The organism is Streptomyces sp. NPDC002680 (genome assembly GCF_042889145.1).
GTDB classification, from domain to species: Bacteria; Actinomycetota; Actinomycetes; order Streptomycetales; family Streptomycetaceae; genus Streptomyces; species Streptomyces adonidis.
Map to the genome: position 1 here is coordinate 26987 of NZ_JBIAQP010000025.1, position 26796 is coordinate 53782.

Here is a 26796-nt window from a genome sequence, read left to right on the forward strand (position 1 = left end):
GTGCCAAACCTGCACGTTACCTTCGGCGGCCATTGCTCAATTGTCCGGGCCTCCCATGGGAGTCTGGCCCGGGACGGGCGAGGACGGTCTGTGACTTGTCCGACACAGCGCACACCGGAGGTACGGAAATGAGTGGGAAGGCGCGGCACGCGCGCATGTCACGGCGGGCGTTCGCGGTGACCGCCCTGTCGACGCTCGTGGTGGGCGGGGCGGTGACGGGAGCCGCGCTGGCCGGTGCGGAGCCGAGCGCGTCGAAGCGTGGCGGCAAGCGGGCGACGGGCGAGCTGCGGGGCATGTGGCTGGCCACGGTCACCAACCGCGACTGGCCTTCGAAGCAGGGCCTGACCGCCTCCCAGCAGCGCGCCGAGCTGATCACCCACCTCGACACGGCGGTGAACCGGCGCCTCAACGCGGTGTTCCTCCAGGTCCGCCCGACCGCCGACGCGCTGTGGCCCTCGCCGTACGAGCCCTGGTCGCAGGTCCTCACCGGAACCCAGGGCAAGGATCCCGGCTGGGACCCGCTGGGCACGGCGGTCCAGGAGGCACACGCCCGAGGCCTCGAACTCCATGCCTGGTTCAACCCGTACCGCATCGCCAACCACACCGACCCCACCAAGCTGGTCGCCTCCCACCCGGCGCGCAAGAACCCGGACTGGGTGGTGCCGTACGGCGGCAAGCTGTACTACAACCCCGGTCTGCCGGAGGTCCGCCGCTTCGTCCAGGACGCGATGCTCGACGCGGTGGCGAAGTACGACGTCGACGGCGTCCACTGGGACGACTACTTCTACCCGTACCCGGTCGCGGGCCAGACCTTCGACGACGACGCCGAGTACGCGAAGTACGGCGGCTCCTTCCCCGACCGGGCCTCCTGGCGGCGCGACAACATCGACAAGCTGGTACTGGAGACGGCCGCCCGCATCAAGGCCGTACGCCCCGGCGCCGACTTCGGGATCAGCCCCTTCGGGGTGTGGCGCAACGTGGCGACCGACCCGCTCGGCTCGGACACGAAGGCGGGTGTGCAGACGTACGACGATCTGTTCGCGGACACCAGGAAATGGGTGCGGCAGAACTGGATCGACTACATCTGCCCGCAGATCTACTGGAACATCGGCTTCGCCGCCGCCGACTACGCCAAGCTGCTGCCCTGGTGGGCCGAGACCGCGAAGGGCACGGGCACGAAGCTGTACGTCGGTGAGGCGCTGTACAAGGCGGGCGACCCGGCGCAGCCCGCGGCCTGGCAGGACCCGGCCGAGCTGTCCCGGCATCTGACCCTCGCCCGGAACTACCCCGAGTCGCGGGGGCACGTCTTCTTCTCCGCCAAGGAGGTCGGCACCGACAAGATCGGCGCCATGGCACGGGTGGTCGCCGACCACTACCAGCAGCCGGCGACGCCACCGCGCTGAGCCTCGGCTCGCCCCGCCCCCCTAGGGGCGCGGGGAACTGCGCGACCAGCCACGACGGCGCCGCAGACGACGGAAAACACATCGCGCTATTTCAAGCGGAGCGCTAAGCGTCCTTGTCCTTGTGGCGGACCTCGCAGTCGGGGCCCGGTGACATCACTGCCTCGTGCCCGTCCGGGAAACGGACGCGGTACGGGGGAGTGCCCTCCTGGCCCATGACCTCGACGACTTCCGATACCTGGTCGTGCTGGCCGACCACCCTGCCGTGCTGGACAAGCTGGTCGCCCACGGTTGCGCGCATCTGCGGGTCTCCTCTCGGCTCTCAGCCGCGGGCCCGCTGGGTGACGGCGATACAGACGAGGACGGCCGCCGCCGTGAGCGGAGCGGCCGGCGTCAGCTGCTCGCTCAGCAGCAGGACCGACCACACCAGTGTGAGCAGGGGCTGCGCCAACTGCAACTGGCTGGCCTTCGGAATGCCGATGGCCGCCATGCCCCGGTACCAGACGACCAGGCCGAGGAACTGCGACCCCGCCGCCACCCACAGCAGCCCGATCACACTGTGCGCGGTGAGGTGCACGGGCTCGTACGTCAGTGCCAGCGCGGCGGCGGGCGCGGTGAGCGGCAGGCTCAGCACCAGCGCCCAGCCGATGACCTGCCAGCCCGGCATGACCCGGGCCAGCCGCCCGCCCTCGGTGTAGCCGGCCGCGCAGACCAGCAGGGCGCCGAAGAGATAGGCGTCGGCGCTGGTCAGGGCGCCGCCGCTCTGCTGGACGGTGAACGCGAGGACGGCCGCCGCGCCCGCCAGGGCCGCCGCCCAGAAGGCGCGCGAGGGGCGGGAGCCCATGCGCAGCGCCGAGCAGAGGGCCGTCGTCAGCGGCAGCAGGCCGATCACGACGGCGGCGTGCGAGGTGGTCGAGGTCTGGAGGGCGAGCGTGGTGAGAAGCGGAAAGCCGAGGACGACTCCGGCGGCGACGACCGCGAGCCCCGCCCAGTGCCGGCGGGCCGGCAGCGGCACACGCAGCGCCAGCAGACAGCCGCCCGCGATCAGTGCGGCGAGGACGGTCCGTACGGCCACCAGCGACCACGGGCCGAAGCCTTCCAGGCCCCAGGCGGTGGCCGGGAAGGTGAGCGAGAAGGCGATGACGCCGAGGGCGGCCTGCAGGGTGCCCAGGCGGCGGGCGGTGGGCTTCTCGGGCGGGGGACCGGGGGCTGGCGCTCGCCTGGTTGTGGGGCCGTTGACCGCTATCGGAGTCGATGCGGTAGCGCTATCCTGTGCTCTCATGGAAGAGCGTAGCAGTGTCGGTGAACTGGCGAACAGGCTGCGGCAGGAGCTGAACCGCTACTCTCCAGGTGGAAAGCTGCCGTCGAGCCGCGTCCTGGTCGAGCGCTACCGCGTGAGCCCGGTGACCGTCTCCAGGGCGCTCGCGCAACTGGCCGCCGAGGGCCTGGTCGTGACCCGCCCGGGGGCGGGCGCGTACCGCGCGGAGCCCCGCCCCAGGTCCACCCCCGCCGGGGACACCTCCTGGCAGGAGGTCGCCCTGAGCGCGGACGGCGCCGCCGACCTCGTACCGCGCACGGTGAACGCCTCGGGTGTCGTCATCTCGCTCGCCGCGCCGCCTCCCGGAGTGATCGAGTTCAACGGCGGCTATCTACACCCCTCGCTCCAGCCCGAGCGGGCGATGGCGGCGGCCCTCTCACGGGCCGGACGCCGTCCCGGGGCGTGGGGCAGGCCGCCCCTGGACGGGCTGCCGGAGCTGCGCGAATGGTTCGCGCGGGGCATCGGCGGTGCCGTCACGGCGGCCGAGGTGCTGATCACGGCGGGCGGCCAGGCGGCCCTGACCACAACCCTGCGCGCCCTCGCCCCGCCCGGTGCGCCGGTCCTGGTCGAGTCGCCCACCTACCCGGGCATGCTGGCCATCGCCCGCGCGGCCGGACTGCGCCCGGTACCGGTCCCGGTGGACGCCGACGGCGTACGCCCGCCGCTGCTGGCCGACGCGTTCCGCGCGACCGGCGCCCGGGTGTTCGTCTGCCAGCCCCTGTTCCAGAACCCGACCGGGGCCGTCCTCGCGCCCGAACGGCGCGGAGAGGTCCTGCGGATCGCCCGCGAGGCCGGCGCCTTCGTGATCGAGGACGACTTCGTACGACGGCTGGTGCACGAGGACGCGGCGCCGCTGCCGCGTCCGCTCGCGGCGGAGGACCCCGACGGTGTCGTCGTCCACGTCGGCTCGCTCACCAAGGCGACCTCGCCGAGCTTCCGGGTGAGCGCGCTCGCGGCCCGGGGCCCGGTACTGGAACGGCTGCGCGCCATCCAGATCGTCGACACCTTCTTCGTCCCGCGCCCCTTGCAGGAGGCGGCCCTCGAACTAGTGGGCTCCCCGGCCTGGCCCCGCCATCTGCGGGCGGTGTCAACGGAGTTGAGGGCCCGCCGGGACGCCATGACCTCCGCGCTGCTGAGCACTCTCCCCCAACTGTCCCTGCCCCACATCCCGTCGGGCGGCTACCACCTCTGGCTCCGCCTTCCCGACGGCACGGACGAGGGCGCCCTCGTCGCCGCCGCCCTGCGCGCGGGCGTCGCGCTCACCCCCGGCCGCCCCTACTTCAGCGCCGAACCCCCGGCGGCCCATGTGCGGTTGAGCTTCGCGGCGGTCGCGGGGGTCGGGGAGATCGAGGAGGGGGTACGGAGGCTGCGGAAGGCCTGTGACGAGGTGCTCTGAGGTGGGGTTCCGAGGGGGCGCTCCGCTGCCGGGGGCGAGCCGCGAGTGAAGCCCTCGTGGAGTCGGCGTAAAGCCTCTGTGGGGATCGGGCGGCGGTCGGCGCGTACCCTCGATAACTCCTGAGTAACACCCCTTGACCTGCGTTCTTTCCCGGCAGACCATCGCCGCATGCAACTTCGGGTCACCTTCGTCGCCGCCGCGCGCAGCGCCCCGCTGCTCGCCGAGCGCTTCGACGACGACCGGCCGCTGGACCAGGCCGGCTGGGACGAGGTGCAGCGCGCCGCCCACGAGCTGGTGCCGCTGGCGGCGGCCGAGCTGCGCTACTGCTCGCCGACGCCCCGCAGCCGCGCCACCGGGGACGCCCTCGGCTACGGGCCGCTCGTCCAGCTCGCCCTGCGTGACTGCGACATGGGCCGCTGGCGCGGGCTCACCCTCGGCGAGGCCATGGCCCGGGAGCCCGAGGCGGTGGACGCCTGGCTCGCCGATCCGCGCGCCACGCCCCATGGCGGCGAGTCGCTGCTGGACTTCATCTCGCGCGTGGGCGACTGGCTCGACACCCGGCCCGTGGACGACGGCGGCCGGATCGTCGCCGTGGCCGAGCCCTCGGTCGTCCGGGCGGCCCTCGTCTACGCGCTGAAGGCCCCGCCCTCGACCTACTGGAACCTTGACGTCCGCCCCTTGTCCACGACCGTCGTCACGGGCCGTACGGGCCGCTGGAACCTTCGCTTCGAGGGCGTGCTCTCCTAGGCAGGGTGCGGTTAGGGTCTGTCGCGGGTGTCGTCGGCCGTGCGGGTGTAGTCGGTCGTGAGGATCAGGTCCTTGGCCGGGCCCGCCACCCGCCACACCGTCCGCCAGTGGTCCGCGTCCAGGACCGTGAACTCGCCCCGGTAGAGATCGGCCGCGCAGGGGTGGTCGGTGACCCATTGGCCCGAGGTCAGGTCCAGGTCGTGGAACGGGCGGCCGTCCGAGAACCGCACGTCTGCCGTGCCGGGGGCGGTGCCGGGGAGGAAGCGGAGCGTCCGCTCGGCGGGGCGGGCGACGCCCTGCCAGACGAACGTGCCGGACTCGTGGTGCAGCAGGCCTCCGTCGTCCAGCGGGCTGAACAGCGTGGTGCCGGTGAACGTGCCCTCGTCCATGCCCGCGAGATCCCGCACCGTCCGCTCCGCTCGCCAGCTCCCCGCCAGATAAAGCAGCACATCGGCTACTGGCCGGAACTCGCCCACGCCAACACCCTCCCCCCGAACGCCGAGTTCCGTGCGATCCATTGACGCACTTCAGTCACATACCTATCTTGCCGTTCGAAGTGCTGATCGTTGTCCGATATCCCGAACTGTATCGACAGAGCCGCGGAGTATCCATGTCACGCACACGCACCCGCTGGAGACTAGGTCTCACGGCCACCGCACTCCTGGTGGTCTCGGCGGTCGTCCCCGCCCCGGCCAACGCCGAGGACGTCACCGACTACGCCATCACCGTGGACCCGGCGACCAAGGGCGCCAAGATCGACGACACGATGTACGGCGTCTTCTTCGAGGACATCAACCGCGCCGCCGACGGCGGTCTGTACGCCGAACTCGTGCAGAACCGATCCTTCGAGTACTCCACCGCCGACAACCGCTCCTACACGCCCCTCACCTCCTGGGCGGTCGGCGGTACGGCGACGGCACTGAACGACGACGGGCGCCTGAACGCCCGTAACCGCACCTACCTCTCCCTGGGCGCCGCCTCCTCCGTCACCAACTCCGGCTACAACACCGGGATCAGGGTCGAGGACGGCAAGAAGTACGACTTCTCCGTCTGGGCCCGCGCCGACCAGGCCGGCACGCTCACCGTGTCCCTCACCGACGCCGGGGGCGTCCTCGCCGAGGCCCACCAGGTCGAGGTGAAGGGCGGCTGGGCCAAGTACAAGGCGCGGTTCACCGCGACCCGTACCAGCACCACCGGTCGGCTCACGGTCGCGACCGACAACTCCGTTGCCCTGGACATGATTTCGCTGCTGCCCCGGGACACCTACAAGGGCCACGGCCTGCGCAAGGACCTCGCCCAGAAGATCGCCGCACTCGACCCCGGCTTCGTGCGCTTCCCGGGCGGCTGCCTGGTCAACACCGGTTCCATGCAGGACTACAGCGAGGCCTCGAACTGGGAGCGCAAGCGCTCGTACCAGTGGAAGGACACCATCGGGCCGGTCGAGGAGCGCGCGACCAACTCCAACTTCTGGGGCTACAACCAGAGTTACGGGCTCGGCTACTACGAGTACTTCCAGTTCTCGGAGGACATGGGCGCGATGCCGCTGCCCGTCGTCCCGGCGCTGGTCACCGGCTGCGGGCAGAACAAGGCTGTCGTCGACGATGCGCTGCTCAAGCGGCACATCCAGGACACCCTCGACCTCATCGAGTTCGCCAACGGGCCGGTGACCAGTGAGTGGGGGCGGAAGCGGGCGCAGATGGGCCACCCGAAGCCCTTCCACCTCACGCACATCGAGGTGGGCAACGAGGAGAACCTGCCCAACGAGTTCTTCGCCCGCTTCACCGAGTTCCGGACCGCCATCGAGGCCAAGTACCCGGACATCACGATCATCTCCAACTCCGGTCCGGACGACAGCGGTTCGACCTTCGACACCGCCTGGAAGCTCAACCGGGACGCGAACGTCGACATGGTCGACGAGCACTACTACAACAGCACCAACTGGTTCCTCCAGAACAACGACCGCTACGACTCGTACGACAGGAACGGCCCCAAGGTCTTCCTCGGTGAGTACGCGTCCGGCGGCAACACCTTCAAGAACGCCCTGTCCGAGGCCGCGTTCATGACGGGCCTGGAGCGCAACGCGGACGTCGTCAAACTCGCCTCGTACGCCCCGCTGCTCGCCAACGAGGACGCGGTGCAGTGGCGCCCGGACATGATCTGGTTCAACAACCACGTGTCCTGGGGCTCGGCCTCGTACGAGGTGCAGAAGCTGTTCATGACCAATGTCGGCGACCGGGTCGTCCCCACCACCGCCACCAGCACGCCCTCGGTGAGCGGCCCGATCTCCGGTGCCGTCGGCCTGTCGACGTGGGCGACCACGGCGGCGTACGACGACGTGAAGGTCACCGGCGCGGACGGCACGGCGCTGCTGAGCGACGACTTCTCGGGTGACGCCTCCCAGTGGACCCATACAGGGGGCGGGAGTTGGGCGGTCCAGGACGGTCAGTACGTCCAGACGGATGTCGCCGCCGAGAACACCATGGTCTCCGCCGGTGACCCCGCCTGGCACGACTACGACCTCCACGTGAAGGCCACCAAGAAGTCCGGCAAGGAGGGCTTCCTCGTCGCCTTCGGCGTCAAGGACACCGGGAACTACTACTGGTGGAACCTGGGCGGCTGGAACAACACCCTGAACGCCGTCGAACAGGCCTCGGACGGCGGCAAGTCGACGCTGGTGTCCAAGGCGGGCTCGATCGAGACGGGCCGCGCCTACGACATCGACGTCAAGGTGCGGGGCCGACAGGTCACCCTCTACCTCGACGGCCAGGAGTGGGGCGGCTTCACCGACTCCAAGCCGGCCGAGCCATTCCGCCAGATCGTCACGAAGGACGCCAAGACCGGCGACCTGATCGTCAAGGTCGTCAACGCCCAGGCGGCACAGGCCCGTACGACGATCGACCTCGGCCGCACGAAGGTGAACTCCAAGGCGACGGTGACGACACTGGCCGCCGCGCCGGACGCGGTGAACAGCGAGACGGCGACACCGGTCGCGCCGGTGAGGTCGACCTTCACGGGCGTGGCGAGCAAGTTCACGTACACGTTCCCGGCGAACTCGGTCACCTTTCTGCGGATCAAGAAGGGGTGAGGGGGAGAGGGGTGGCGGGACGGACTGAGAGGAACGGCTGATCGGACGGGCGGTTCGGGTGCCGAGGGGTGCCTGGGCCGCCCGTATGGTTCGGCCAGTCGGCCACCCATCCACCGATCCACCGACCCAGTCAGCCACTCGCCGCCACGAACGCCCCACCGACGAGGACCGGCACCACCACGCTCGCGTCCACCTCCGTCGCGATCGCCACGTCCTCCGGGAAGCCCCCGTCGATCAGCTCCCGCCCCGAGGCGCTCGTCAGCACGTCGGCGGCGACGTCCGGGGAGGTGGTGAAGGCGGTGGCGACCGTGCCGGCCTCGGGCGAGAGGGGCGTACGACCGTTGTGGTGGCCGTCCAGTGAGGCGATCACCGCGCCCGCCCCCAGCAGGTCCTCCAGGGCCGGTCGCAGGCTGCCGTCCGGCCAGCGCTCGCCGGCGGCGATCACGCCGACCGGCCGCTCGGCGGTGCCGTACCCCTGCTCGGCGAGCCAGGCGCCGACGGCGGTGCCGTTGCGCAGACACGCGGCCACCACGACCGTCGTCGTGCCGTCGGCCGCCGCCGAGATGGCCGAGCCGTTGGGTGAGGGCAGCACCAGGCGCGCGGCGAAGGGCGCCCGGCGCAGTGCTGCCGGGGAGAGCGACCAGGGTGTGTCGGGGCTCACCGAGCGACGGCCGACGGCGAGCCGGGCGTCCTGCCGCTCGGCGAAGGCGGTGGCCGTGCTGTCGCGCCACGGGTAGGGGAAGACGCGGGTACCGGCCTCGACGGCGACCGAGACCGAGGTCGTGAAGGACAGGACATCCACGACGACCAGGCAGGACACCTCCCGGACGAGGTGCCGGGCCCCCGTCGGCCCCCACTCGAAGCGGACCCCGAATCCGGACTGGAGAAAGTCCTCACGCATACCGATGATCGTGCCATGGGCATGATCGACCTGTTGCCCGTACCGGTCCGCCCGGCTCCGCATACTGATCCACGGTATTGCATAAACGTGCAGCGAAACGTATAGTCATGCCATCAAGGAGGAGGGTTTCATGGCAGTACGTGTGGCGGTGGCCGGAGCGAGTGGGTACGCGGGCGGGGAACTGCTGCGTCTGCTCCTCGTCCACCCCGAGGTGGAGATCGGCGCCCTGACCGGCAACTCCAACGCCGGGCAGCGGCTCGGCGCACTGCAGCCGCACCTGCTGCCGCTGGCCGGCCGTGTGCTCCAGGAGACCACCCCCGATGTGCTCGCCGGGCACGATGTCGTCTTCCTCGCGCTGCCGCACGGGCAGTCCGCCGCCGTCGCCGAGCAGCTCGGGCCGGAGGTCCTCGTCGTCGACATGGGCGCCGACTTCCGGCTCCACGACGCGGCCGACTGGGAGAGGTTCTACGGCTCCGCGCATGCCGGGACCTGGCCCTACGGTCTCCCCGAACTGCCGGGCGCCCGCGCCGCGTTGGAGGGGTCCAAGCGCGTCGCGGTGCCCGGTTGCTACCCGACCGCCGTCTCGCTCGCCCTCTTCCCGGCGTACGCCGCCGGGATCGCCGAGGCCGAGGCCGTGATCGTCGCCGCCTCCGGGACCTCCGGCGCGGGCAAGGCCGCCAAGACGCATCTGCTGGGCAGTGAGGTCATGGGGTCCATGTCGCCGTACGGCGTGGGTGGCGGGCATCGGCACACGCCCGAGATCGTCCAGAACCTGAGCGGGGCCGCGGGCTCGCCCGTCGCCGTCTCCTTCACGCCCACCCTCGCCCCGATGTCCCGCGGCATCCTCGCCACCTGCACCGCGACCGCCAAGCCCGGTGTCACCGCCGAGTCCGTGCGCGCCGTCTACGAGAAGGCGTTCGCCGACGAACCGTTCGTTCACCTCCTCCCGGAGGGGCAGTGGCCCGCCACGGCGTCCGTCTACGGTTCCAACGCCGTTCAGGTACAGGTCGCGTACGACGAGTCCGTGCGCCGCATCATCGCGATCAGCGCCATCGACAACCTGACCAAGGGCACCGCGGGCGGTGCCGTCCAGAGCATGAACATCGCCCTCGGACTCGACGAGACGACTGGGCTTTCCACGATCGGAGTCGCACCGTGAGTGTCACGGCAGCCAAGGGGTTCACGGCGGCGGGTATCGCCGCCGGGATCAAGGAGAACGGCAACCCGGACCTGGCCCTCGTGGTCAACAACGGGCCCCGCCTCGCCGCCGCCGGCGTCTTCACCTCCAACCGCGTCAAGGCCGCGCCGGTGCTGTGGTCCGAGCAGGTCTTGAAGGGTGGCATCGTCTCCGCCGTCGTTCTCAACTCCGGTGGCGCCAACGCCTGTACGGGGCCCAAGGGGTTCCAGGACACCCACGCCACCGCCGAGAAGGTCGCGGACACTCTCGGGCTGAACGCGGGGGAGGTGGCCGTCGCTTCCACGGGGCTGATCGGCCTCCTGCTGCCAATGGACAAGCTGCTCCCCGGAGTCGAGGCCGCCGCCGGTCAACTCTCCGAGCACGGCGGGGAGAAGGCCGCCATCGCCATCAAGACCACCGACTCCGTCCACAAGACGGCCGTCGTCAGCAAGGGCGACTGGACCGTGGGCGGTATGGCCAAGGGTGCGGGCATGCTCGCCCCCGGCCTCGCCACCATGCTCGTCGTCCTCACCACGGACGCGGACGTCGAAAGTGACGTACTGGACAAGGCGCTTCGGGCCGCCACCCGCACCACCTTCGACCGGGTCGACTCGGACGGCTGTATGTCCACCAACGACACCGTGCTGCTGCTCGCCTCCGGCGCCTCCCAAGTCGCCCCCGGCTACGAGGAGTTCGCGGAGGCCGTACGGGCCGTCTGCGACGACCTCGGGCAGCAGCTGATCCGGGACGCCGAGGGTGCCAGCAAGGACATCAAGGTCGAGGTCGTGAACGCGGCCAGCGAGGACGACGCCGTCGAGGTGGGGCGTTCCATCGCCCGCAACAACCTCCTCAAGTGCGCCATCCACGGCGAGGACCCCAACTGGGGCCGCGTCCTCTCCGCCATCGGCACGACCCGAGCGGCCTTCGAACCGGACCAGTTGAACGTCGCCATCAACGGTGTCTGGGTCTGCAAGAACGGCGGAGTCGGCGAGGACCGCGACCTTGTCGACATGCGCTACCGCGAGGTCCACATCGTCGCCGACCTCGCCGCCGGCACCGAGACCGCCACCATCTGGACCAACGACCTCACCGCGGACTACGTCCACGAGAACAGCGCGTACTCGTCATGAGCAATGTGACGCGGAAGCACACCGCCCTTCCCAAGGCCAGGATCCTCATCGAAGCGCTGCCCTGGCTGACCCGCCACAACGGCAAGGTCGTCGTCATCAAGTTCGGCGGAAACGCCATGGTGAACGAGGAGTTGAAGAGCGCCTTCGCCCAGGACGTCGTCTTCCTGCGCCAGGCGGGCCTCAAGCCCGTCGTCGTGCACGGCGGCGGCCCGCAGATCAGCGCCGCCCTCGACAAGCACGGCATCGTCAGCGAGTTCAAGGCGGGCCTCAGGGTCACCACCGAGGACGCCATGGACGTCGTACGCATGGTGCTGGCCGGGCAGGTCCAGCGGGAGCTGGTCGGGCTGCTCAACCAACACGGGCCGCTTGCCGTCGGGTTGACCGGCGAGGACGCGCACACCATCACCGCCACCAAGCACCAGCCCGAGATCGACGGGGAGTTGGTCGACATCGGGCGGGTGGGCGAGATCACCGCGATCGACACGGGCGCGATCGAGGCACTGCTCGCCGACGGCCGTATCCCGGTCGTCTCGTCGATCGCCCGTAGCCAGGACGACGGACATGTCTACAACGTCAATGCTGATACGGCGGCTGCGGCACTCGCTGCTGCTCTTGGCGCCGAGACCCTCATGGTCCTCACGGACGTCGAGGGCCTCTACGAGGACTGGCCCAACTCCGACGAGGTGATCAGCCGCCTCACCGCTTCCCAACTGGAGAAGCTGCTGCCGGAGTTGAGCTCCGGCATGGTGCCGAAGATGGAGGGCTGTCTGCACGCCGTGCGCAACGGCGTCACCACCGCCCGGGTCATCGACGGCCGGGTCCAGCACTCGATCCTGCTGGAGATCTTCACGGACGAAGGCATCGGCACGATGGTCGTGCCCGATGCGGAAGAGGGGGACGCGGTATGAGCGCCGACCAGGAACCGACCGCCAATCAGGAACTGACCGCGCGCTGGCAGGGCGCGCTCATGAACAACTACGGCACCCCCCGGCTGCCCCTCGTCCGTGGCGCCGGCAGCACCGTGTGGGACGCCGACGGCCAGGCGTACGTCGACTTCGTGGGCGGTATCGCCGTCAACGCGCTCGGCCACGCCCACCCGGCGATCGTCGAGGCTGTCTCCACCCAGATCGCCTCCCTCGGCCATGTCTCCAACCTCTTCGTCGCCGAACCGCCCGTCGCGCTCGCCGAACAGCTGATCCAGCGCTTCGGCCGGGACGGCAAGGTGTTCTTCTGCAACTCGGGCGCCGAGGCCAACGAGGGCGCCTTCAAGATCGGCCGGCTGACCGGCCGCAAGCACATGGTCGCCACCGAGGGCGGCTTCCACGGGCGGACCATGGGCGCCCTCTCGCTCACCGGCCAGCCCGGAAAGCGGGAGCCCTTCGTGCCGCTGCCCGGTGACGTCACGTACGTCCCGTACGGCGACGCGCAGGCGCTGGCCGCCGCCGTCACCGACGAGACGGCCCTCGTCATCATCGAGCCGATCCAGGGCGAGAACGGGGTCGTGGTCCCGCCCGCCGGCTATCTCAAGGCCGCGCGCGCCATCACCGCCGCCACGGGTGCCCTGCTCGTCCTCGACGAGGTGCAGACCGGCGTCGGCCGTACCGGGCACTGGTTCGAGTACCAGGCCCACGACGGTGTCCTGCCGGACGTCGTGACGCTGGCGAAGGGCCTCGGCGGCGGGCTGCCGCTGGGCGCTACGGTCGCCTTCGGACGCGCCGCCGAGCTGCTCCAGCCCGGCCAGCACGGTACGACGTTCGGCGGCAACCCGGTCGCCTGCGCCGCCGGACTCGCCGTACTCGACACCATCGCGAACGACGGGTTGCTGGAGAACGTCAAGCGGCAGAGCGAGAAGTTGCGGGACGGAATCGAGGGTGCGGGCCACTCGTTGATCGATTATGTCCGAGGAGCGGGCCTCCTCCTGGGTATCGTGCTCACGAAGCCCCTCGCGCCCCAGGTGCAGCAGGCGGCTCAGGACGCCGGGTTCCTGGTGAACGCGCCCGCTCCCGATGTCGTACGGCTCATGCCGCCGTTGAACATCGGTGACGCCGAGGTGGACGCGTTCCTCCAGGCACTTCCCGGAGTTCTCGACGGGGTTGCCGTTGACGGGAAGGACTAGCCGGGGAATGAGACGACGACGATGACGCAGGCGCAGGATCACGACCACGCGGGGCCTGCCGTACCGCAGACCCGCACCGCACGCCACCGCCGGATCGTGGACATCCTCAACCGGCAACCGGTGCGGTCGCAGAGTCAGTTGGCGAAGCTGCTCGCCGATGACGGGCTGACCGTCACTCAGGCGACGCTGTCCAGGGACCTGGACGAACTGAACGCGGTGAAGATCCGTAACAACGACGGCGATCTCATCTACGCGGTGCCCAGTGAGGGCGGGTTTCGTACGCCGCGCGCTCCGCTGGGGGAGTCGGCGAAGGAGGAGCGGATGCGGAGGCTGTCCGCGGAGTTGCTGATCTCCGCGGAGGTTTCTGCGAATCTCGTGGTTCTGCGGACCCCTCCGGGGGCTGCGCAGTTCTTGGCCTCGGCGATTGATCAGGCTGAGCTGCACGATATTTTGGGGACAATCGCGGGGGACGACACGTTGCTGTTGATCAGTCGTGATCCTCTGGGGGGTCAGGCTTTGGCTGATCACTTGTTGGCGTTGGCTCAGAAGAACCATTGACGGTTGTGGGTTGGGTGCGGGTCCGCTGTGGCTTGTCGCGCAGTTCCCCGCGCCCCTAAAGGCAAAACCACCTCAGCCCAGTCTTCTTGCTAGGCCCCCTGTGCACCTGACCTCGTCGCCTGCCGTGATCAGCAACGCCTCTACGTCCGGCAGGGACTCCAGCCACCTGAGCGCCTGCCTCGAACCCATCGCGAAAGCCGCCGTCGCCCAGGCGTCCGCCCAGGTCAGTTCCGGGGCCACCACCGTCACCGCGACCAGATCCGTCACCGCTGACTTGCCGGTGCGGGGGTCGACTATGTGGGTGCCGCGTTCGGCGGTGCCGGAGGTGGCCACCGCCAGTTCGTCGGTGCCCGCCGCCGAGACCACGGCCGCCAGACCGCCCGGGCGGAGGGGGTCCGACACGCCTACGCGCCAAGGGCGTTGGGGGCCCGGTGAGCCGCAGAGCTGGACGTCGCCGGCGCCGTTGACGCTGACGCCGCTCACGCCGACCGCCATCAGGCTTCTGGCCGCGCGTTCCGCCGCCCAGCCCTTGACCAGGCCGGTCGGGTCGATCTGGCCCTGGTAGGTGTGGCTGAACCACCCCTCGCTGACCCGCTCCGCCTCGGCGCACAGGTCGAGGACCTCGGCGACCTCCGGGTCGCAGTCGGCGACGGTGATCTCACCGCGGGCGAGCCGGGAGATCTGGCTGTTCTCCCGGTAGGTGCTGAACACTTCGTTGACCTTGTGCAGTCCGGCCACGGCCGAAGCCAGCGCCAGCTCGACCGCACGGGGGTCCCCGCCGCGGACGTCGAAAGAGAAGACGGTCCCCATGACCTCCTCCGCATGACGCACCGCGGCGGGAGCTTCGGCGGGATCAACCACCGGCCTGGTCCAGGGCCGACTGCAGGGACTCCTTGTAGCCCGCGCTGGTGTAGCTGGCGCCGGACACCGCGTCGATGTCGGCGTCGCCCGCGGCCAGCGCCTCGTCGTTGAGCTTCGGGATCGCGTTGCCGGAGATCTGGTCGCTCCGGCCGCCGCTGGGCGCCTGGACCGCCGACGCCGACGTGATCTTGCCGTTGGTCAGGGTGACCCGGACCTGGACCGGGCCGTACTCGGTCTGGACGACGCTTCCGGTGAACGTACCGCCGCCGTTGGAGGTCGCTCCGCCGCCCGCCGCCGCGTCCGCGGGAGGGGCACTGGTCTCGGCGGCCGGCGGGGCACTGCTCTCCGCCGCGCCCGCTCCCGCGTCAGCTTCCGCGGGAACCTTGTCCAGGGCGGACTGGAGGGACGTCTTGTACCCGGCGCTGGTGTAGGAGGCGCCCGAGATGGCGTCGATGTCCGCGGTACCGGCGGCGACCGCTTCCGCGTTGAGCTTGGGGATGGCGTTGCCGGAGATCGTGGTGCTCTGGCCGCCGCTGGGGGCCTTGACGGCCTCCGCCTTGGTGATCTTGCCGCCGGCGACCGTGATGCGGACCTGGACCTGGCCGTACTGCGTGTCGACCGCGTCGCCGATCACCGTGGCGGCCTGCGCCGTGCCACCGCCCGCGGCGGCGCCCGTGCCCGCGCTGGCCTTGTCCAGGGCCGACTGGAGGGACTTCCCGTAGCCGGCGCTGGTGTAGGAGGCGCCCGAGATGGCGTCGATGTCGGCGGTGCTCGCGGCGACCGCTTCCGCGTTGAGCTTGGGGATGGCGTTGCCGGAGATGGCGGTGCTCTGGCCGCCGCTGGGGGCCTTGACGGCCTCCGCCTTGGTGATCTTGCCGCCGGCGACCGTGATGCGGACCTGGACCTCGCCGTACTGCGTGTCGACCACGTCGCCGGTGAAGGTGCCGTCCTTGGCGGTCGCACCTCCCTGGGCCGATTCCTGGGCCGCGGAGCTCTGTTGGGGCAGAGCGCCGGCCGCCTGTGCGGACCCTGGGTCCGACGACGGCTTCAGCGTCAGCAGCAGCACGATTCCGGAGACTGTGGCGGCGCTCGCGAGCATGATCCGCCGAAAGGGGTGACTCTTCTTCATCGCTCCTGGCTCCCGTCGCTCACATCTCGAACGACTCGTGGTGGATACGGCGCGCCGGAACACCCGCGCCGCGCAGTGCCTCGTAGACCCCCTGCGCGAAGCCGGGCGGCCCGCACATGAAGACGTCGTGCTCGTCGATGTCCGGCAGCTTCCGGCGCAGCGACTCCGGCGAGATGTCCGGGCGCTCTCCGTCGGGGCTGTTGACGGCGTACATGAGACGGGCGCCGCGCTCGTTGGCGATGATCGCCAGCTCGTCCCACAGGGCCAGGTCCTGGGTGCTGTTGGCCCGGTAGAGAAGGGTCAGGTCGCCTGCCGCGCCGGGCAGGGTCTCGAACAGGGCGCGCATCGGGGTGATGCCGACACCGCCCGCGACCAGCAGCACCTTGCCCTTGCTGCGCTTGGCGGCGGTCAGGGCGCCGTACGGGCCCTCTGCCCACACACGGGTACCGGGCTCCAGCTCGCGCAGGGCCGAGCTGTGGTCGCCGATCGCCTTCACGGTGATCCGCAGCATGTTGGGGCGGGGGGCCGCCGACAGCGAGTACGGGTGCGAGCTGAACCGCATCCCGGGGGCCAGGAAGCGCCAGCGGAAGAACTGGCCCGCCTCCGCGCCCATCCGGTGCAGCTTCCGGCCGCTCATCAGCACGGACACGATGCCCGGGGTCTCCTCGATGACCGCCTCGACCCGCAGCCGGTGCCGCATGTTCAGCCGGACCGGCGTGATGACGCGATACCAGACGACCAGCGCGGTCACCGAGCCGTACAGCGCGTACCAGGCGGTCTTCGCGGCCGGTTCCACGACGAACTCGTTGCCCGTGGACAGCTGGTGCCAGAACGTCAGGAACGTCGCCGCGTACGTCAGCAGGTGAATGTGGTACCAGAGGTCGTACGGGATCATGCGCCGGACCGGGCCGATCGAGATGAGCCCGATGAACACCAGCAGACCCGTGCCGATCGCCGCCTTGCCCATGTCGGGCAGCTGGTTCACCGAGTCGACCGTCTGCTGGACGATGTCGCCGAACGTCTTCCCGGCCTGGAGGGCGTACCCGTACATGATCAGGACGACGTGCGCCACGACCAGACAGAGCGTGTACCGGCCGCTCATCGCGTGCCAGCGCGCCACCCGGTCCGAGCCGACCCGGCGCTCCAGCGCGGGCACCCGGGCCATCTGGAGCACCACCAGTGCCATCAGGTAACCGGCGAGCAGCCCCGTGATCCGGCCGGCCGCGATGAACTGGGCCGTGGTGTCGGCGAGGGACGGGGTGTTGCTCCACCACAGCCAGATCACTCCGGCCGCGCCCGCCGCGACGGCGAGCAGCAGCGGGACGGCGGGGGAGCGACGAGGTCGGATGCGGCGCATCGTCTGGCGCCGCGCGGCACGTCCGCCTGCGATCGTGGTGGTCACGGTTCCTCCGTGGGACGGGGTCTAGTCGAGAGGCTTGGCCCCTTGGCCCTTCCATACGTGCCACGACCGCTGAGTGTTCAGTGATGCACCGAGTCCACAGACAACAGGTGTGACGGCAGGTAACATCCGCCGCCGGGCTCCCCTGCCGGGCTCAGTACCTGGTGATCGCCGTCGGCCCGCTCGCCGTCCCGATCGCGATGTGCGGTCGGCGGCCCGGCTCGGCCCACGCCAGGATCGCCCGCATCGCGTCCACGGGCACGGACACACAACCGGCCGTCGCCCCACGCCCGTTGACGTGCAGGAAGATCCCCGCACCGCGCTTGCGCACCGGCTGGGCGTAGTTGAACCCGATGACATACGCGTGCGCGTACTGCTGCGTGTACGAGATCAGGTGCTCGGACTCGGCGGCGCGGCAGTCGGCGGGGCGGGGCTCGGTCCAGCGGTTGTAGGAGCGCGAGTCGTTGTCCTGGCACCACCAGGAATTCTGCCGCACGGGCCGGTACGTGACCTCGGTACCGCCCGGCGCCGGCTTGATGCCGAACGCGTACGGGAGGTCGTACAGCCCGGTGGGAGTGGTGTTGGTGCCCTGCTTCCGGGAGCCGCCCTCGACGAGCCCGTTCGCACCGAAACGGGCCGCCGCGGAACCGGCCTTCGTCCAGGTCCCGTCGCGCAGGTCCCACCAGGTGACCGTGCCCGAGGTCGCCCCGGCGCTCGGCGCCTGAGCGGTGATCAGCTGCGTGCCGCCGCCGGTGTCGGCCATCCGCGCGGGCAGCGGCGGCGCGGCCGTGGGAGGGACACCGGCGGCGAGCACGAGCAGGGACACGGACGCGAGGACGACGGCGGCTCCGGGGCGCATGGCTCAGACCGTACTGGGCGGGAGCGGCAACGGCAGCCCCGGTAGTCCGTCCAGGCTCGTCGCGATGTGGTCCTTCTTCTCGAAGTAGGCGCTCAGCGAGGCGTCGTCCTCGCGCGCGAACCGCCTGCCGTGCAGATCGCGGTCGCCGTCGTACGACATGAGGGGCACCGAGTAGCCGCAGCTGTCCCGGACGAGTTCGGCCCGTACGACGATGATCGCCCGCAGCCCGTGATCGGTGGGGTCGATGTCCGGGAAGCGGGCGAGGAGTTCGGGGAAGCGCGGGTCGTCACGGAAGACCGGTTCACCGCGGCCGTGCACCCGGACGATGTTCGGCGGGCCCTCGAAGGCGCACCACATGAGCGTGATCCGGCCGTTCTCGCGGAGATGGGCGACGGTCTCGGCGTTGCTGCCCGCGAAGTCGAGATACGCGACGGTCAGCTCGTCGAGGATCACGAAGGAGCCCTTGAGGCCCTTGGGGGAGAGGTTGACCGTGCCGTCGCCGGACAGCGGGGCGGACGCGGTGAAGAAGAGGGGCTGCGCCTCGATGAACGTACGCAGCCGGCCGTCTATGCGCTCGTAAGTCTTTCCCATGACTAACTATTGTCGGGGAAAGTCGTTCGCCTGTCTAAGGTTTTGTCAGTCCTGTCCAGTGGCTGGACAGGACCACGGCCGCCCCGGCCGGCGCTTGCAACGGGGCGGCCGCAGTGCCTGTCACGTCACTTGGTGAGCGTGCAGGCAGCCAGGGAGTCGAGACCGGTCGGCTTGGCGGCCGTACGGCCGATCGAGATGGCGATGCGGTCGATGGTCGACGAGCGCTTGCCCTGGAGCGGGGTGAGGATCGCGTTCTGGACGAAGTTCGCACCGCCCTGGCCGACCGTGTTCGCCAGGCGCGTGTTGGCCTCCTGGATCTGCGTGTTCAGCAGGGCGAGGTTGCGGTCGACCTCCGCCTTCGCCGACGCCGGGATCGCGGGCAGCTTCGAGGCCACGTCCGGGCAGCTGATGGTGCCGGCGCCGTTGTTGTTGCCCGCGTTACCCGTGTTGCCGGCATTCCCCGTGTTACCGGTGTTGCCACCCGCCTGCTGGGTCGCCGTCGCGCTCGGAGTCGCGGCGGGCGCCGCTGCCCCGGCCGCGTTGAGGGTGCAGGGCGCCAGCGCGTCGAGGCCGACCGGCTTGGCGGCCGTACGGCCGATGGCGGTGGCGATGCGGTTGATGGTCGCCACGCGCTTGTCCTTGAGCGGGCCGGTGATCGCGTTCTGGATGAAGTTGGGGCCGCCCTGGCCCTGGGTGTCGACGATGCGCTTGTTGGCCTCGGCGATCTGCGTGTTGAGGAGGGCGAGGTTGCGGTCGACCTCGGCCTTCGCCGACGCGGGGATCGCGGGCAGTCTGTTCGCGACCGCCGGGCAGTTCACCGTCGGGACGGCGGCCTTGGTGGTCGCCTGCACCGTGGTGTTGCTCTTGGACGTTTCCCCGGCAAGGGCGGAGCCGGCGACGATCGCACCGGAAATCGCCACCGCGGCGGCGCCGCCGATGATGCCCACACGACGCTTGTTGTACTTCGGAAGAGCCCTGGACATGCGGATGCCTCACTCGGGTCAGGGGGTGGCTGCGTGGTTCCACTCGCTTTACAGACGCGGCGCCTGCGTCGGGGAGAGGTACGGGTAAGCGGTTTCGTGCGTTCAAGGGCTCGTCAAACATCCACGGGAAAATTTTTCGAGATTGACGAACCATGCGGAGTGCTGCATACTCATGCATGTCAGCGAATGCACTGTGAGGAGAAAACCCGTGACCGAGCGCGTCGTACTCGCCTACTCAGGCGGACTGGACACCTCCGTCGCCATCGGCTGGATCGCCGAGGAGACGGGCGCCGAGGTCATCGCGGTCGCGGTCGATGTCGGCCAGGGCGGCGAGGACCTGGACGTCATCCGCAAGCGCGCCCTCGCGTGCGGCGCCGTCGAGGCCGAGGTCGCGGACGCCAAGGACGAGTTCGCCGAGGAGTACTGCCTCCCGGCGATCAAGGCAAACGCCCTCTACATGGACCGCTACCCGCTGGTCTCCGCCCTCTCCCGGCCGACGATCGTCAAGCACCTCGTCGCCGCCGCCCAGAAGCACGGCGCCACCACGGTCGCCCACGGCTGCACGGGCAAGGGCAACGACCAGGTCCGCTTCGAGGCCGGCATCGTGGCCCTCGCCCCCGACCTCAAGTGCATCGCCCCGGTCCGTGACTACGCGATGACCCGCGACAAGGCGATCGCCTTCTGCGAGGAGAAGCAGCTCCCGATCGCCACCACCAAGAAGTCCCCGTACTCCATCGACCAGAACGTCTTCGGGCGCGCGGTCGAGACGGGCTTCCTGGAGGACATCTGGAACGCCCCGATCGAGGACATCTACGAGTACACCTCGAACCCGGCCGAGCAGCGCGACGCCGACGAGGTCATCGTCTCCTTCAAGGAGGGCGTCCCGGTCGCGATCGACGGCAAGCCCGTCACCGTCCTCCAGGCCATCCAGCAGCTCAACGAGCGCGCCGGCGCCCAGGGCATCGGCCGGATCGACATGGTCGAGGACCGTCTCGTCGGCATCAAGTCCCGTGAGGTGTACGAGGCTCCGGGCGCGATCGCCCTGATCACGGCCCACCAGGAGCTGGAGAACGTCACGGTCGAGCGTGAACTCGCCCGCTACAAGCGGCAGGTCGAGCAGCGCTGGGGCGAGCTGGTCTACGACGGCCAGTGGTTCTCCCCGCTGAAGCGCGCCCTGGACGGCTTCATCAACGAGGCCAACCAGCACGTCAACGGCGATGTCCGCATGACCCTGCACGGCGGTCGCGCGGTGGTCACGGGCCGGCGTTCCGACACTTCCCTCTACGACTTCAACCTGGCCACGTACGACACGGGCGACACCTTCGACCAGGCCGCGGCCAAGGGCTTCATCGACATCTACAGCCTGTCGTCGAAGATCGCGGCGAAGCGCGACCAGGCGTAACCGCGTAACCGATACGGTTGTTGTCACCGCCTCCCCTCCGTACGGGTGGGGAGGCGGTCGCACATCCACCCCCTGCCTTCAGACCTGCCTTCTAGGAGCAACGCAAGTGAGCAGCAACAGCGGTGACGTACGGCTCTGGGGCGGCCGTTTCGCCGACGGTCCCGCCGAGGCCCTGGCCAAGCTGTCCGCGTCCGTCCACTTCGACTGGCGGCTCGCGCCCTACGACATCGCCGGATCGCGTGCCCACGCGCGCGTGCTGCACAAGGCGGGCCTGCTCACGGACGACGAGCTGACCCGCATGCTGGCGGGCCTCGACCAGCTCGAAGCGAACCTCGCCGACGGCACCCTCGTCCCCACGATGGCCGACGAGGACATCCACACGGCCCTGGAACGCGGCCTGTTGGAGATCCTCGGCCCGGACCTCGGCGGCAAGCTCCGCGCCGGCCGCTCCCGCAACGACCAGGTGGCCACCCTCTTCCGTATGTACCTGCGGGACCACGCCCGCATCATCGGCGGTCTGATCGCGGACCTCCAGGACGCGCTGATCGGCCTGGCGGAGGCCCACCCGGACGTGGCGATGCCCGGCCGCACCCACCTCCAGCACGCCCAGCCGGTCCTGTTCGCCCACCATGTCCTGGCCCACGTCCAGCCCCTGTCCCGGGACGCGGAACGCCTGCGCCAGTGGGACGAGCGCACGGCGGTGTCCCCGTACGGCTCGGGAGCCCTGGCGGGCAGCAGCCTCGGCCTGGACCCGGAATCGGTGGCGAAGGACCTCGGCTTCGAGAACGGCAGCGTCGGGAACTCCATCGACGGCACGGCGTCCCGCGACTTCGTGGCGGAGTTCGCGTTCATCACGGCGATGATCGGGATCAACCTCTCCCGGATCGCCGAGGAGATCATCATCTGGAACACGAAGGAGTTCTCCTTCGTGACCCTGCACGACGCGTTCTCGACGGGCTCGTCGATCATGCCGCAGAAGAAGAACCCGGACATCGCGGAGCTGGCGCGCGGCAAGTCCGGCCGCCTGATCGGCAACCTGACGGGCCTCCTGGCCACCCTCAAGGCCCTGCCCCTGGCCTACAACCGAGACCTCCAGGAGGACAAGGAGCCGGTCTTCGACTCCTGCGACCAGCTTGAGGTCCTCCTCCCGGCCTTCACGGGCATGATGGCCACCCTCACGATCCACCGCGACCGCATGGAGGAACTGGCCCCCGCAGGCTTCTCCCTGGCCACGGACATCGCGGAGTGGCTGGTCAAGCAGGGCGTCCCGTTCCGGGTGGCCCACGAGGTGGCGGGCGAGTGCGTCAAGGCCGCCGAGGCGGACGGCGTGGAACTGGACGGCCTCACGGACGACCAGTTCGCCAAGATCAGCGCCCACCTCACCCCCGAGGTCCGCACGGTCCTGAACGTCCCCGGCGCTCTGGCCTCCCGCAACGCCAGGGGTGGCACGGCCCCGAGCGCGGTGGCGATCCAGCTGGCAGAGGTGAAGCAGAACGTGGCGGCCCAGCACGAATGGGCTCAGGCGAAGGGGCTTTAGGGGCGCGGGGAACTGCGCGACCAGCCACGACGGCGCCGCATCCGCCAAACCACCGCACAACCCATCCCTGAGGCGAAGGGCATCCCGCGCTACGTTGTCGGCATGCCCTTCGCCCGACTCGCCACCGCCACCACCCCCACCTGCCACATCGGCCTGGGCCTCGCCGCAGTCGCCCGCCCCGGCTACATCACCCTGGGCCGAGACCACGACCTGGGCCTCGCAGAGCACCGCACGGTAGAAGCGCTCCGCACCCGCACTCACGAACTCCTCGACGCCGCCTACGCCCAAGGCGTCCGTTACTTCGACGCGGCCCGCTCCTACGGCCGCTCGGAGGAGTTCCTCGCGGACTGGCTCAACAAGACCCCCGGCCGAAACGACGTAGTCATCGGCAGCAAGTGGGGCTACACCTACACCGCCGACTGGACCACCGACGCCGAGCAGCACGAGGTCAAGGACCACAGCCTCCCGACGTACGAGCGTCAGCGCGCCGAAACCGACCACCTGCTCGGCGCCCACCTGGACCTCTACCAGATCCACTCGCTGACCCCCGAGAGCCCGGCCCTGTCGGACAAGGAACTCCACGCCCGCCTGGCGGAGGCCGCGGCCGAGGGCCTGACCGTCGGCTTCTCGACCAGCGGCCCCGACCAGGCCGACACGATCCGCGCCGCCCTCGCGATCACGGCCGACGGCGAGCCCCTCTTCCGCACGGTCCAGTCGACGTACAACGCCCTGGAGACCTCCGCAGGCCCCGCCCTGGCCGAGGCCCACGACGCCGGCCTGACGGTGATCGTCAAGGAGGGCATGGCCAACGGCCGCCTGGCCGCAGGGCAGGCCCCGGACGCCGTACGGACGATCGCCGAGGAGACGGGCCTGGGCGCGGACGCAGTCGCCCTCGCCCTGGTGCTGAGGCAGTCATGGGCCGGAGTCGTACTCTCCGGCGCGGCCACGGCGGCCCAGCTCGCCTCGAACCTGCACGCGGCGGTCGTGGACCTGGACGAGGACCAGCTGTCCCGCCTGGCCGCACTGGTGGAGGAGCCGCGCGCCTACTGGGAGCGACGCGGCCAGCTGCCCTGGCACTGACACAGAAGCGACTGTCGAGCAGATAGCGACGCTACACACACGCCTCCGATGAGACAATGATGTCTCATATGGTCTATGTTTGTCTCATGGCCGTCGACCGTGAACACCTGCTGCGCAGCGCAGCCGCCCTCCTCACCCGCAAATCCACGTCCACCATGGACGAGGTCGCCAAGGCGGCCGGGATCAGCCGGGCCACGCTGCACCGGCACTTCGCCGGGCGGGACGTGCTCGTACGAGCCCTCGAAGAGCTGGGCATCGAGGAGTGCGAGGCGGCGCTGGCGGCCGCGCGGCTCAGTGACGGCACCGCTCAGGAGGCCGTCCGCCGCATGGTCGGGGCACTCGAACCCGCCGCCGGACTGCTCGCGTTCCTCTACACCGAGAACCAGCTGTTCGAGGGCGAGGAGCAGAACGAGGGCTGGGCCAGGATCGACGCCGCGATCGCCGCCCTGTTCCGGCGTGGCCAGCAGAGCGGCGAGTTCCGCATCGACCTCACCCCGGCCTGGCTCACCGAGGCGCTCTACGGGCTGATGGCCTCGGGCGCCTGGGCCGTGAGCGAGGGCCGGGTCGCGGCCAAGGACTTCAACCACATGATCGTCGAGCTGTTGCTCGGCGGTGCGCTACGGAGAGAGGAATCATGACCAGCACCCTGCAGCCGGCCCACGCGACGGAGGAAGGGACGCGTCCGGGCCGCTGGCTCGCGCTGTCCGTCCTCGTGCTGGCCGTGCTGCTGGTGGCCGTCGACGCGACCGTTCTCGGTCTCGCGACCCCCTACATCAGCGAGGACCTGAAGCCGTCCGGCACGCAGTTGCTGTGGATAGGCGACGTCTACTCGTTCGTCATCGCGGGCCTGCTCGTCTCCATGGGCAGCCTGGGCGACCGCATCGGCCGCAAGCGGCTGCTGCTCATCGGTGCGACCGCGTTCGGGCTGGTGTCGGTCCTCAACGCCTACGCCACGACACCGGAGTTGATGATCCTGGCGCGGGCGCTCCTCGGTGTCGCGGGCGCGACCCTGATGCCGGCCACGCTCGCCCTGATCCGCAACCTCTTCCACGACCCGCGCGAACGCAGCCTCGCCATCGGCATCTGGGGCGCAACCGCCTCGGCAGGCACCGCAGTTGGCCCGGTGGTCGGCGGTTTCCTGCTCGAACACTTCTGGTGGGGCTCGGTCTTCCTGATCAACCTGCCCGTGATGGTGGTCCTCGTCCTGGTCGGCATCAAGCTGCTCCCCGAGTCCCGCAACCCCGCGCCGGGCCCCTGGGACCTGCGCAGTGTCGTCCTGTCGCTCGTCGGCATGGTCGGCATCGTCTACGGCATCAAGGAGGCCGCGTCACACGGCTTCTCGTGGCCGGCGCTGGGCGCGGCAGCGTTGGGCGCCGCAGCCCTGCACGCTTTCGTGCGCCGCCAACTGACCCTCCCCACACCCCTGTTGGACATGCGCCTGTTCCGCGACCGGGGTTTCAGCGGAGCGGTACTCGCGGACCTCCTGACCATCCTCGGCCTGTCCGGGCTGGTGTTCTTCCTGTCGCAGTATCTGCAACTGGTGCAGGGCCGGGGGCCGTTGGAGGCGGGCCTCGCCGAACTGCCCGCGGCCATCGGCGCGGTGGTGGCGGGCCTGCTCGCCGGTGCGGCGGCCCGGCGCTACTCGGTACGAGCCGTGGTCACGGGCGGCCTCGCGGCCATAGGCCTGGCCCTGGCCGCGCTCACCGTCGTGGACCAGTCCACGGGCTATCCGCTGCTCGGCACCGCCCTGCTGGTCGTCGGCGTGGGCGCGGGCCTCTCGTTCACCGTGACCTCCGACGTGATCCTGGCGAGCGTCCCCAAGGAACAGGCGGGCGCGGCAGCGGCGGTATCGGAAACAGCGTACGAACTGGGCGCAGCCCTCGGCATCGCCCTGCTCGGCTCGATCGTCACGGGCGTCTACAGGAACTTCCCCGCCCCGACGGGCACACCCGCCGAGGCCCACGAATCCCTGGGCGGCGCGATGGAAACAGCAGCGGGCCTACCGGCGCCGACGGCAGAGGCGTTGCTGAACGCGGCCCGCGAGGCCTTCACAGAGGGCATCGCACTGGCGGCGGGCGCAGGAGCGGTGGTGCTACTGGCAGCAGCGGGAGCGGCCTGGGTATTGCTGAGGGAACAAAAGCTGGCGGGACATTGATGGCGCCGGGTGCGGAGTGCTTTTAGGGGCGCGGGGAACTGCGCGACAAGCGACGAAGCACCCGCAGCCAAAAAACAACCCCAGAAACCCCTACGCAGCCTTGGCCTTCGTCGCGTACATATCCACGTACTCCTGCCCCGACAACCGCATGACCTCAGTCATCACAGAGTCCGTCACGGCCCGCAGCACATACCGATCCCGATCCATCCCCTCGTACCGAGAGAACTCCATCGCCGCACCGAACCGCACAGTCACCCGCCCAGGCCGAGGCATCCCCGCCCCACCCGGCTGCAACTTGTCCGTGCCGATCATCGCGAACGGCACAACAGGCGCCCCCGTCATCAGAGTCAGCCGCGCGATCCCCGTACGCCCCCGGTAGAGCCGCCCGTCGGGCGAGCGCGTGCCCTCGGGGTAGATCCCGAACATGCGCCCCTCCTCCAGCACCCGGCGCCCCGTCATCAGCGCCGCGACACCGCCGTTGGCCCCGTCCCGGTCCACCGGGATCATGCCGACGCCGGTGAAGAACCAGGCCATGAGGCGGCCCTTGAGGCCCTCGCCGGTGACGTACTCGTCCTTGCCGATGAAGACGACCTGCCGGTCGCAGACCAGCGGCAGGATCATCGAGTCGATGAACGTGAGGTGGTTGCCGGCCAGGATCACCGGACCGTCCCCCGGGATGTGCTCCATGCCCTCCACCCGTGGGCGGAACATCAGGCGCATGATCGGTCCGAGCAGTGCCTTGATGAGCGCGAAGCGGGACAACGGGCCCTCCGGTGTCAAGGTATTCGGTATAAGTCTGTGCAGGTGAGGACGATACTCGCGCCTCAGGGGGTAGTGCACATCGGGTTCACCGAGTGCTTACGCACTGTTGACCCGCGTTTACCTGCGGTGGCGCACTGTTGCGGGCGGGTGACGGACCGCCACGAATGTGACGGAGATCGCGTGTCGCCCGTACCGGACACACTGTGCGCC

The 26796-nt window shown here is 70.0% G+C and carries 25 protein-coding genes; 14 read left to right on the forward strand and 11 right to left on the reverse strand.

What is annotated here, in order from left to right; all coding sequences use genetic code 11:
* Nucleotides 1–128: 128 nt before the first annotated feature.
* Complete coding sequence (locus ACFYXF_RS45480) at nt 129–1403, forward strand: glycoside hydrolase family 10 protein (RefSeq protein WP_389359068.1); 1275 nt, start codon at nt 129–131, stop codon at nt 1401–1403.
* 103 nt (nt 1404–1506) lie between these two features.
* Here the strand turns inward: ACFYXF_RS45480 and ACFYXF_RS45485 are convergent, their stop codons facing one another.
* The gene (locus ACFYXF_RS45485; protein ID WP_389359070.1) at nt 1507–1701 is read right to left on the reverse strand and encodes a DUF1918 domain-containing protein; all 195 of its coding nucleotides are present in this window, start codon (nt 1699–1701) and stop codon (nt 1507–1509) included.
* 21 nt (nt 1702–1722) lie between these two features.
* Nucleotides 1723–2682 (reverse strand): DMT family transporter, encoded by a 960-nt coding sequence (locus ACFYXF_RS45490; RefSeq protein WP_389359072.1) that lies wholly within the window; start codon nt 2680–2682, stop codon nt 1723–1725.
* Between ACFYXF_RS45490 and ACFYXF_RS45495 the strand changes: the two genes are divergently transcribed.
* Together ACFYXF_RS45495 and ACFYXF_RS45500 are read left to right on the forward strand one after the other, a co-directional pair.
* Nucleotides 2681–4114 carry a PLP-dependent aminotransferase family protein gene (locus ACFYXF_RS45495; RefSeq protein WP_389359074.1) on the forward strand — a complete coding sequence of 478 codons (1434 nt, stop codon included), beginning with the start codon at nt 2681–2683 and terminating at the stop codon, nt 4112–4114. The genes ACFYXF_RS45490 and ACFYXF_RS45495 overlap by 2 nt on opposite strands.
* Nucleotides 4115–4282: 168 nt before the next feature.
* A complete protein-coding gene (locus ACFYXF_RS45500; RefSeq protein WP_389359076.1) occupies nt 4283–4861 on the forward strand; it encodes a histidine phosphatase family protein in 579 nt (192 codons plus the stop codon).
* Between the two features lie 11 nt (nt 4862–4872).
* Here the strand turns inward: ACFYXF_RS45500 and ACFYXF_RS45505 are convergent, their stop codons facing one another.
* A complete protein-coding gene (locus ACFYXF_RS45505; protein ID WP_389359077.1) occupies nt 4873–5337 on the reverse strand; it encodes a DUF6314 family protein in 465 nt (154 codons plus the stop codon).
* Nucleotides 5338–5471: 134 nt separating this feature from the next.
* On the opposite strand from ACFYXF_RS45505, the gene ACFYXF_RS45510 reads away from it, so the two are divergent.
* Complete coding sequence (locus tag ACFYXF_RS45510; protein WP_389359078.1) at nt 5472–7946, forward strand: alpha-L-arabinofuranosidase C-terminal domain-containing protein; 2475 nt, start codon at nt 5472–5474, stop codon at nt 7944–7946.
* Between the two features lie 130 nt (nt 7947–8076).
* Here the strand turns inward: ACFYXF_RS45510 and ACFYXF_RS45515 are convergent, their stop codons facing one another.
* On the reverse strand, nt 8077–8847 hold the full coding sequence (locus ACFYXF_RS45515) for a 2-phosphosulfolactate phosphatase (RefSeq protein ID WP_389359079.1): 771 nt from the start codon (nt 8845–8847) through the stop codon (nt 8077–8079).
* A 130-nt stretch (nt 8848–8977) separates the two neighbouring features.
* Here ACFYXF_RS45515 and argC point away from each other — a divergent pair, with 130 nt between their 5' ends.
* Genes argC through ACFYXF_RS45540 form a run of 5 tightly spaced genes read left to right on the forward strand, consistent with a single transcriptional unit; the run spans nt 8978 to nt 13828 of the window.
* Nucleotides 8978–10006, forward strand: a complete 1029-nt coding sequence (gene argC, locus ACFYXF_RS45520; protein ID WP_389359080.1) for an N-acetyl-gamma-glutamyl-phosphate reductase — start codon at nt 8978–8980, stop codon at nt 10004–10006.
* Entirely contained in the window at nt 10003–11154 is a 1152-nt protein-coding gene (gene argJ, locus ACFYXF_RS45525) for a bifunctional glutamate N-acetyltransferase/amino-acid acetyltransferase ArgJ (RefSeq protein ID WP_389359081.1), read from the forward strand. The genes argC and argJ overlap by 4 nt, the downstream gene beginning before the upstream one ends.
* On the forward strand, nt 11151–12062 hold the full coding sequence (argB, locus tag ACFYXF_RS45530; RefSeq protein WP_389359083.1) for an acetylglutamate kinase: 912 nt from the start codon (nt 11151–11153) through the stop codon (nt 12060–12062). Before argJ ends, argB begins: the two co-directional genes overlap by 4 nt.
* Nucleotides 12059–13270, forward strand: a complete 1212-nt coding sequence (locus tag ACFYXF_RS45535) for an acetylornithine transaminase (protein ID WP_389359085.1) — start codon at nt 12059–12061, stop codon at nt 13268–13270. Before argB ends, ACFYXF_RS45535 begins: the two co-directional genes overlap by 4 nt.
* 21 nt (nt 13271–13291) lie before the next feature.
* On the forward strand, nt 13292–13828 hold the full coding sequence (locus tag ACFYXF_RS45540) for an arginine repressor (RefSeq protein ID WP_389359087.1): 537 nt from the start codon (nt 13292–13294) through the stop codon (nt 13826–13828).
* Between the two features lie 72 nt (nt 13829–13900).
* Here ACFYXF_RS45540 and ACFYXF_RS45545 read toward each other — a convergent pair whose 3' ends face one another.
* The 6 genes from ACFYXF_RS45545 to ACFYXF_RS45570 form a co-directional block, all read right to left on the reverse strand.
* Nucleotides 13901–14638, reverse strand: coding sequence for an FAD:protein FMN transferase (locus ACFYXF_RS45545; RefSeq protein ID WP_389359089.1), 738 nt, complete (start codon nt 14636–14638; stop codon nt 13901–13903).
* A gap of 43 nt (nt 14639–14681) precedes the next feature.
* Nucleotides 14682–15818, reverse strand: coding sequence for an FMN-binding protein (locus ACFYXF_RS45550; protein ID WP_389359091.1), 1137 nt, complete (start codon nt 15816–15818; stop codon nt 14682–14684).
* A 19-nt stretch (nt 15819–15837) separates the two neighbouring features.
* A complete protein-coding gene (locus ACFYXF_RS45555) occupies nt 15838–17220 on the reverse strand; it encodes a ferric reductase-like transmembrane domain-containing protein (protein WP_389359093.1) in 1383 nt (460 codons plus the stop codon).
* Between the two features lie 151 nt (nt 17221–17371).
* Nucleotides 17372–18076, reverse strand: coding sequence for a L,D-transpeptidase (locus ACFYXF_RS45560; protein ID WP_389359095.1), 705 nt, complete (start codon nt 18074–18076; stop codon nt 17372–17374).
* A gap of 3 nt (nt 18077–18079) precedes the next feature.
* On the reverse strand, nt 18080–18667 hold the full coding sequence (locus ACFYXF_RS45565) for a pyridoxamine 5'-phosphate oxidase family protein (protein ID WP_389359097.1): 588 nt from the start codon (nt 18665–18667) through the stop codon (nt 18080–18082).
* A gap of 125 nt (nt 18668–18792) precedes the next feature.
* Nucleotides 18793–19650, reverse strand: coding sequence for a hypothetical protein (locus tag ACFYXF_RS45570; RefSeq protein ID WP_389359099.1), 858 nt, complete (start codon nt 19648–19650; stop codon nt 18793–18795).
* Between the two features lie 208 nt (nt 19651–19858).
* Between ACFYXF_RS45570 and ACFYXF_RS45575 the strand changes: the two genes are divergently transcribed.
* From ACFYXF_RS45575 to ACFYXF_RS45595, 5 genes are all read left to right on the forward strand, one after another.
* Nucleotides 19859–21052 (forward strand): argininosuccinate synthase, encoded by a 1194-nt coding sequence (locus ACFYXF_RS45575; RefSeq protein WP_369034295.1) that lies wholly within the window; start codon nt 19859–19861, stop codon nt 21050–21052.
* A 106-nt stretch (nt 21053–21158) separates the two neighbouring features.
* Nucleotides 21159–22589 (forward strand): argininosuccinate lyase, encoded by a 1431-nt coding sequence (gene argH / locus ACFYXF_RS45580; RefSeq protein WP_389359102.1) that lies wholly within the window; start codon nt 21159–21161, stop codon nt 22587–22589.
* A 102-nt stretch (nt 22590–22691) separates the two neighbouring features.
* Nucleotides 22692–23669 (forward strand): aldo/keto reductase, encoded by a 978-nt coding sequence (locus ACFYXF_RS45585; protein WP_389359104.1) that lies wholly within the window; start codon nt 22692–22694, stop codon nt 23667–23669.
* 86 nt (nt 23670–23755) lie between these two features.
* Nucleotides 23756–24307 carry a TetR/AcrR family transcriptional regulator gene (locus ACFYXF_RS45590; protein WP_389359106.1) on the forward strand — a complete coding sequence of 184 codons (552 nt, stop codon included), beginning with the start codon at nt 23756–23758 and terminating at the stop codon, nt 24305–24307.
* Nucleotides 24304–25824 (forward strand): MFS transporter, encoded by a 1521-nt coding sequence (locus tag ACFYXF_RS45595; RefSeq protein ID WP_389359108.1) that lies wholly within the window; start codon nt 24304–24306, stop codon nt 25822–25824. The genes ACFYXF_RS45590 and ACFYXF_RS45595 overlap by 4 nt, the downstream gene beginning before the upstream one ends.
* 90 nt (nt 25825–25914) lie before the next feature.
* Here ACFYXF_RS45595 and ACFYXF_RS45600 read toward each other — a convergent pair whose 3' ends face one another.
* On the reverse strand, nt 25915–26586 hold the full coding sequence (locus ACFYXF_RS45600; protein ID WP_389359310.1) for a lysophospholipid acyltransferase family protein: 672 nt from the start codon (nt 26584–26586) through the stop codon (nt 25915–25917).
* Between the last annotated feature and the right edge of the window lie 210 nt (nt 26587–26796).

Bases quoted from the DNA above. Each gene is read 5' to 3' on its own strand.
- ACFYXF_RS45480 (WP_389359068.1), top strand. From the start codon at position 129: ATGAGTGGGAAGGCGCGGCACGCGCGCATGTCACGGCGGGCGTTCGCG.
- ACFYXF_RS45485 (WP_389359070.1), bottom strand. From the start codon at position 1,701: ATGCGCGCAACCGTGGGCGACCAGCTTGTCCAGCACGGCAGGGTGGTC.
- ACFYXF_RS45495 (WP_389359074.1), top strand. From the start codon at position 2,681: ATGGAAGAGCGTAGCAGTGTCGGTGAACTGGCGAACAGGCTGCGGCAG.
- ACFYXF_RS45490 (WP_389359072.1), bottom strand. From the start codon at position 2,682: ATGAGAGCACAGGATAGCGCTACCGCATCGACTCCGATAGCGGTCAAC.
- ACFYXF_RS45500 (WP_389359076.1), top strand. From the start codon at position 4,283: ATGCAACTTCGGGTCACCTTCGTCGCCGCCGCGCGCAGCGCCCCGCTG.
- ACFYXF_RS45510 (WP_389359078.1), top strand. From the start codon at position 5,472: ATGTCACGCACACGCACCCGCTGGAGACTAGGTCTCACGGCCACCGCA.
- ACFYXF_RS45515 (WP_389359079.1), bottom strand. From the start codon at position 8,847: ATGCGTGAGGACTTTCTCCAGTCCGGATTCGGGGTCCGCTTCGAGTGG.
- argC (WP_389359080.1), top strand. From the start codon at position 8,978: ATGGCAGTACGTGTGGCGGTGGCCGGAGCGAGTGGGTACGCGGGCGGG.
- argB (WP_389359083.1), top strand. From the start codon at position 11,151: ATGAGCAATGTGACGCGGAAGCACACCGCCCTTCCCAAGGCCAGGATC.
- ACFYXF_RS45535 (WP_389359085.1), top strand. From the start codon at position 12,059: ATGAGCGCCGACCAGGAACCGACCGCCAATCAGGAACTGACCGCGCGC.
- ACFYXF_RS45540 (WP_389359087.1), top strand. From the start codon at position 13,292: ATGACGCAGGCGCAGGATCACGACCACGCGGGGCCTGCCGTACCGCAG.
- ACFYXF_RS45545 (WP_389359089.1), bottom strand. From the start codon at position 14,638: ATGGGGACCGTCTTCTCTTTCGACGTCCGCGGCGGGGACCCCCGTGCG.
- ACFYXF_RS45550 (WP_389359091.1), bottom strand. From the start codon at position 15,818: ATGAAGAAGAGTCACCCCTTTCGGCGGATCATGCTCGCGAGCGCCGCC.
- ACFYXF_RS45560 (WP_389359095.1), bottom strand. From the start codon at position 18,076: ATGCGCCCCGGAGCCGCCGTCGTCCTCGCGTCCGTGTCCCTGCTCGTG.
- ACFYXF_RS45565 (WP_389359097.1), bottom strand. From the start codon at position 18,667: ATGGGAAAGACTTACGAGCGCATAGACGGCCGGCTGCGTACGTTCATC.
- ACFYXF_RS45570 (WP_389359099.1), bottom strand. From the start codon at position 19,650: ATGTCCAGGGCTCTTCCGAAGTACAACAAGCGTCGTGTGGGCATCATC.
- ACFYXF_RS45585 (WP_389359104.1), top strand. From the start codon at position 22,692: ATGCCCTTCGCCCGACTCGCCACCGCCACCACCCCCACCTGCCACATC.
- ACFYXF_RS45590 (WP_389359106.1), top strand. From the start codon at position 23,756: ATGGCCGTCGACCGTGAACACCTGCTGCGCAGCGCAGCCGCCCTCCTC.
- ACFYXF_RS45595 (WP_389359108.1), top strand. From the start codon at position 24,304: ATGACCAGCACCCTGCAGCCGGCCCACGCGACGGAGGAAGGGACGCGT.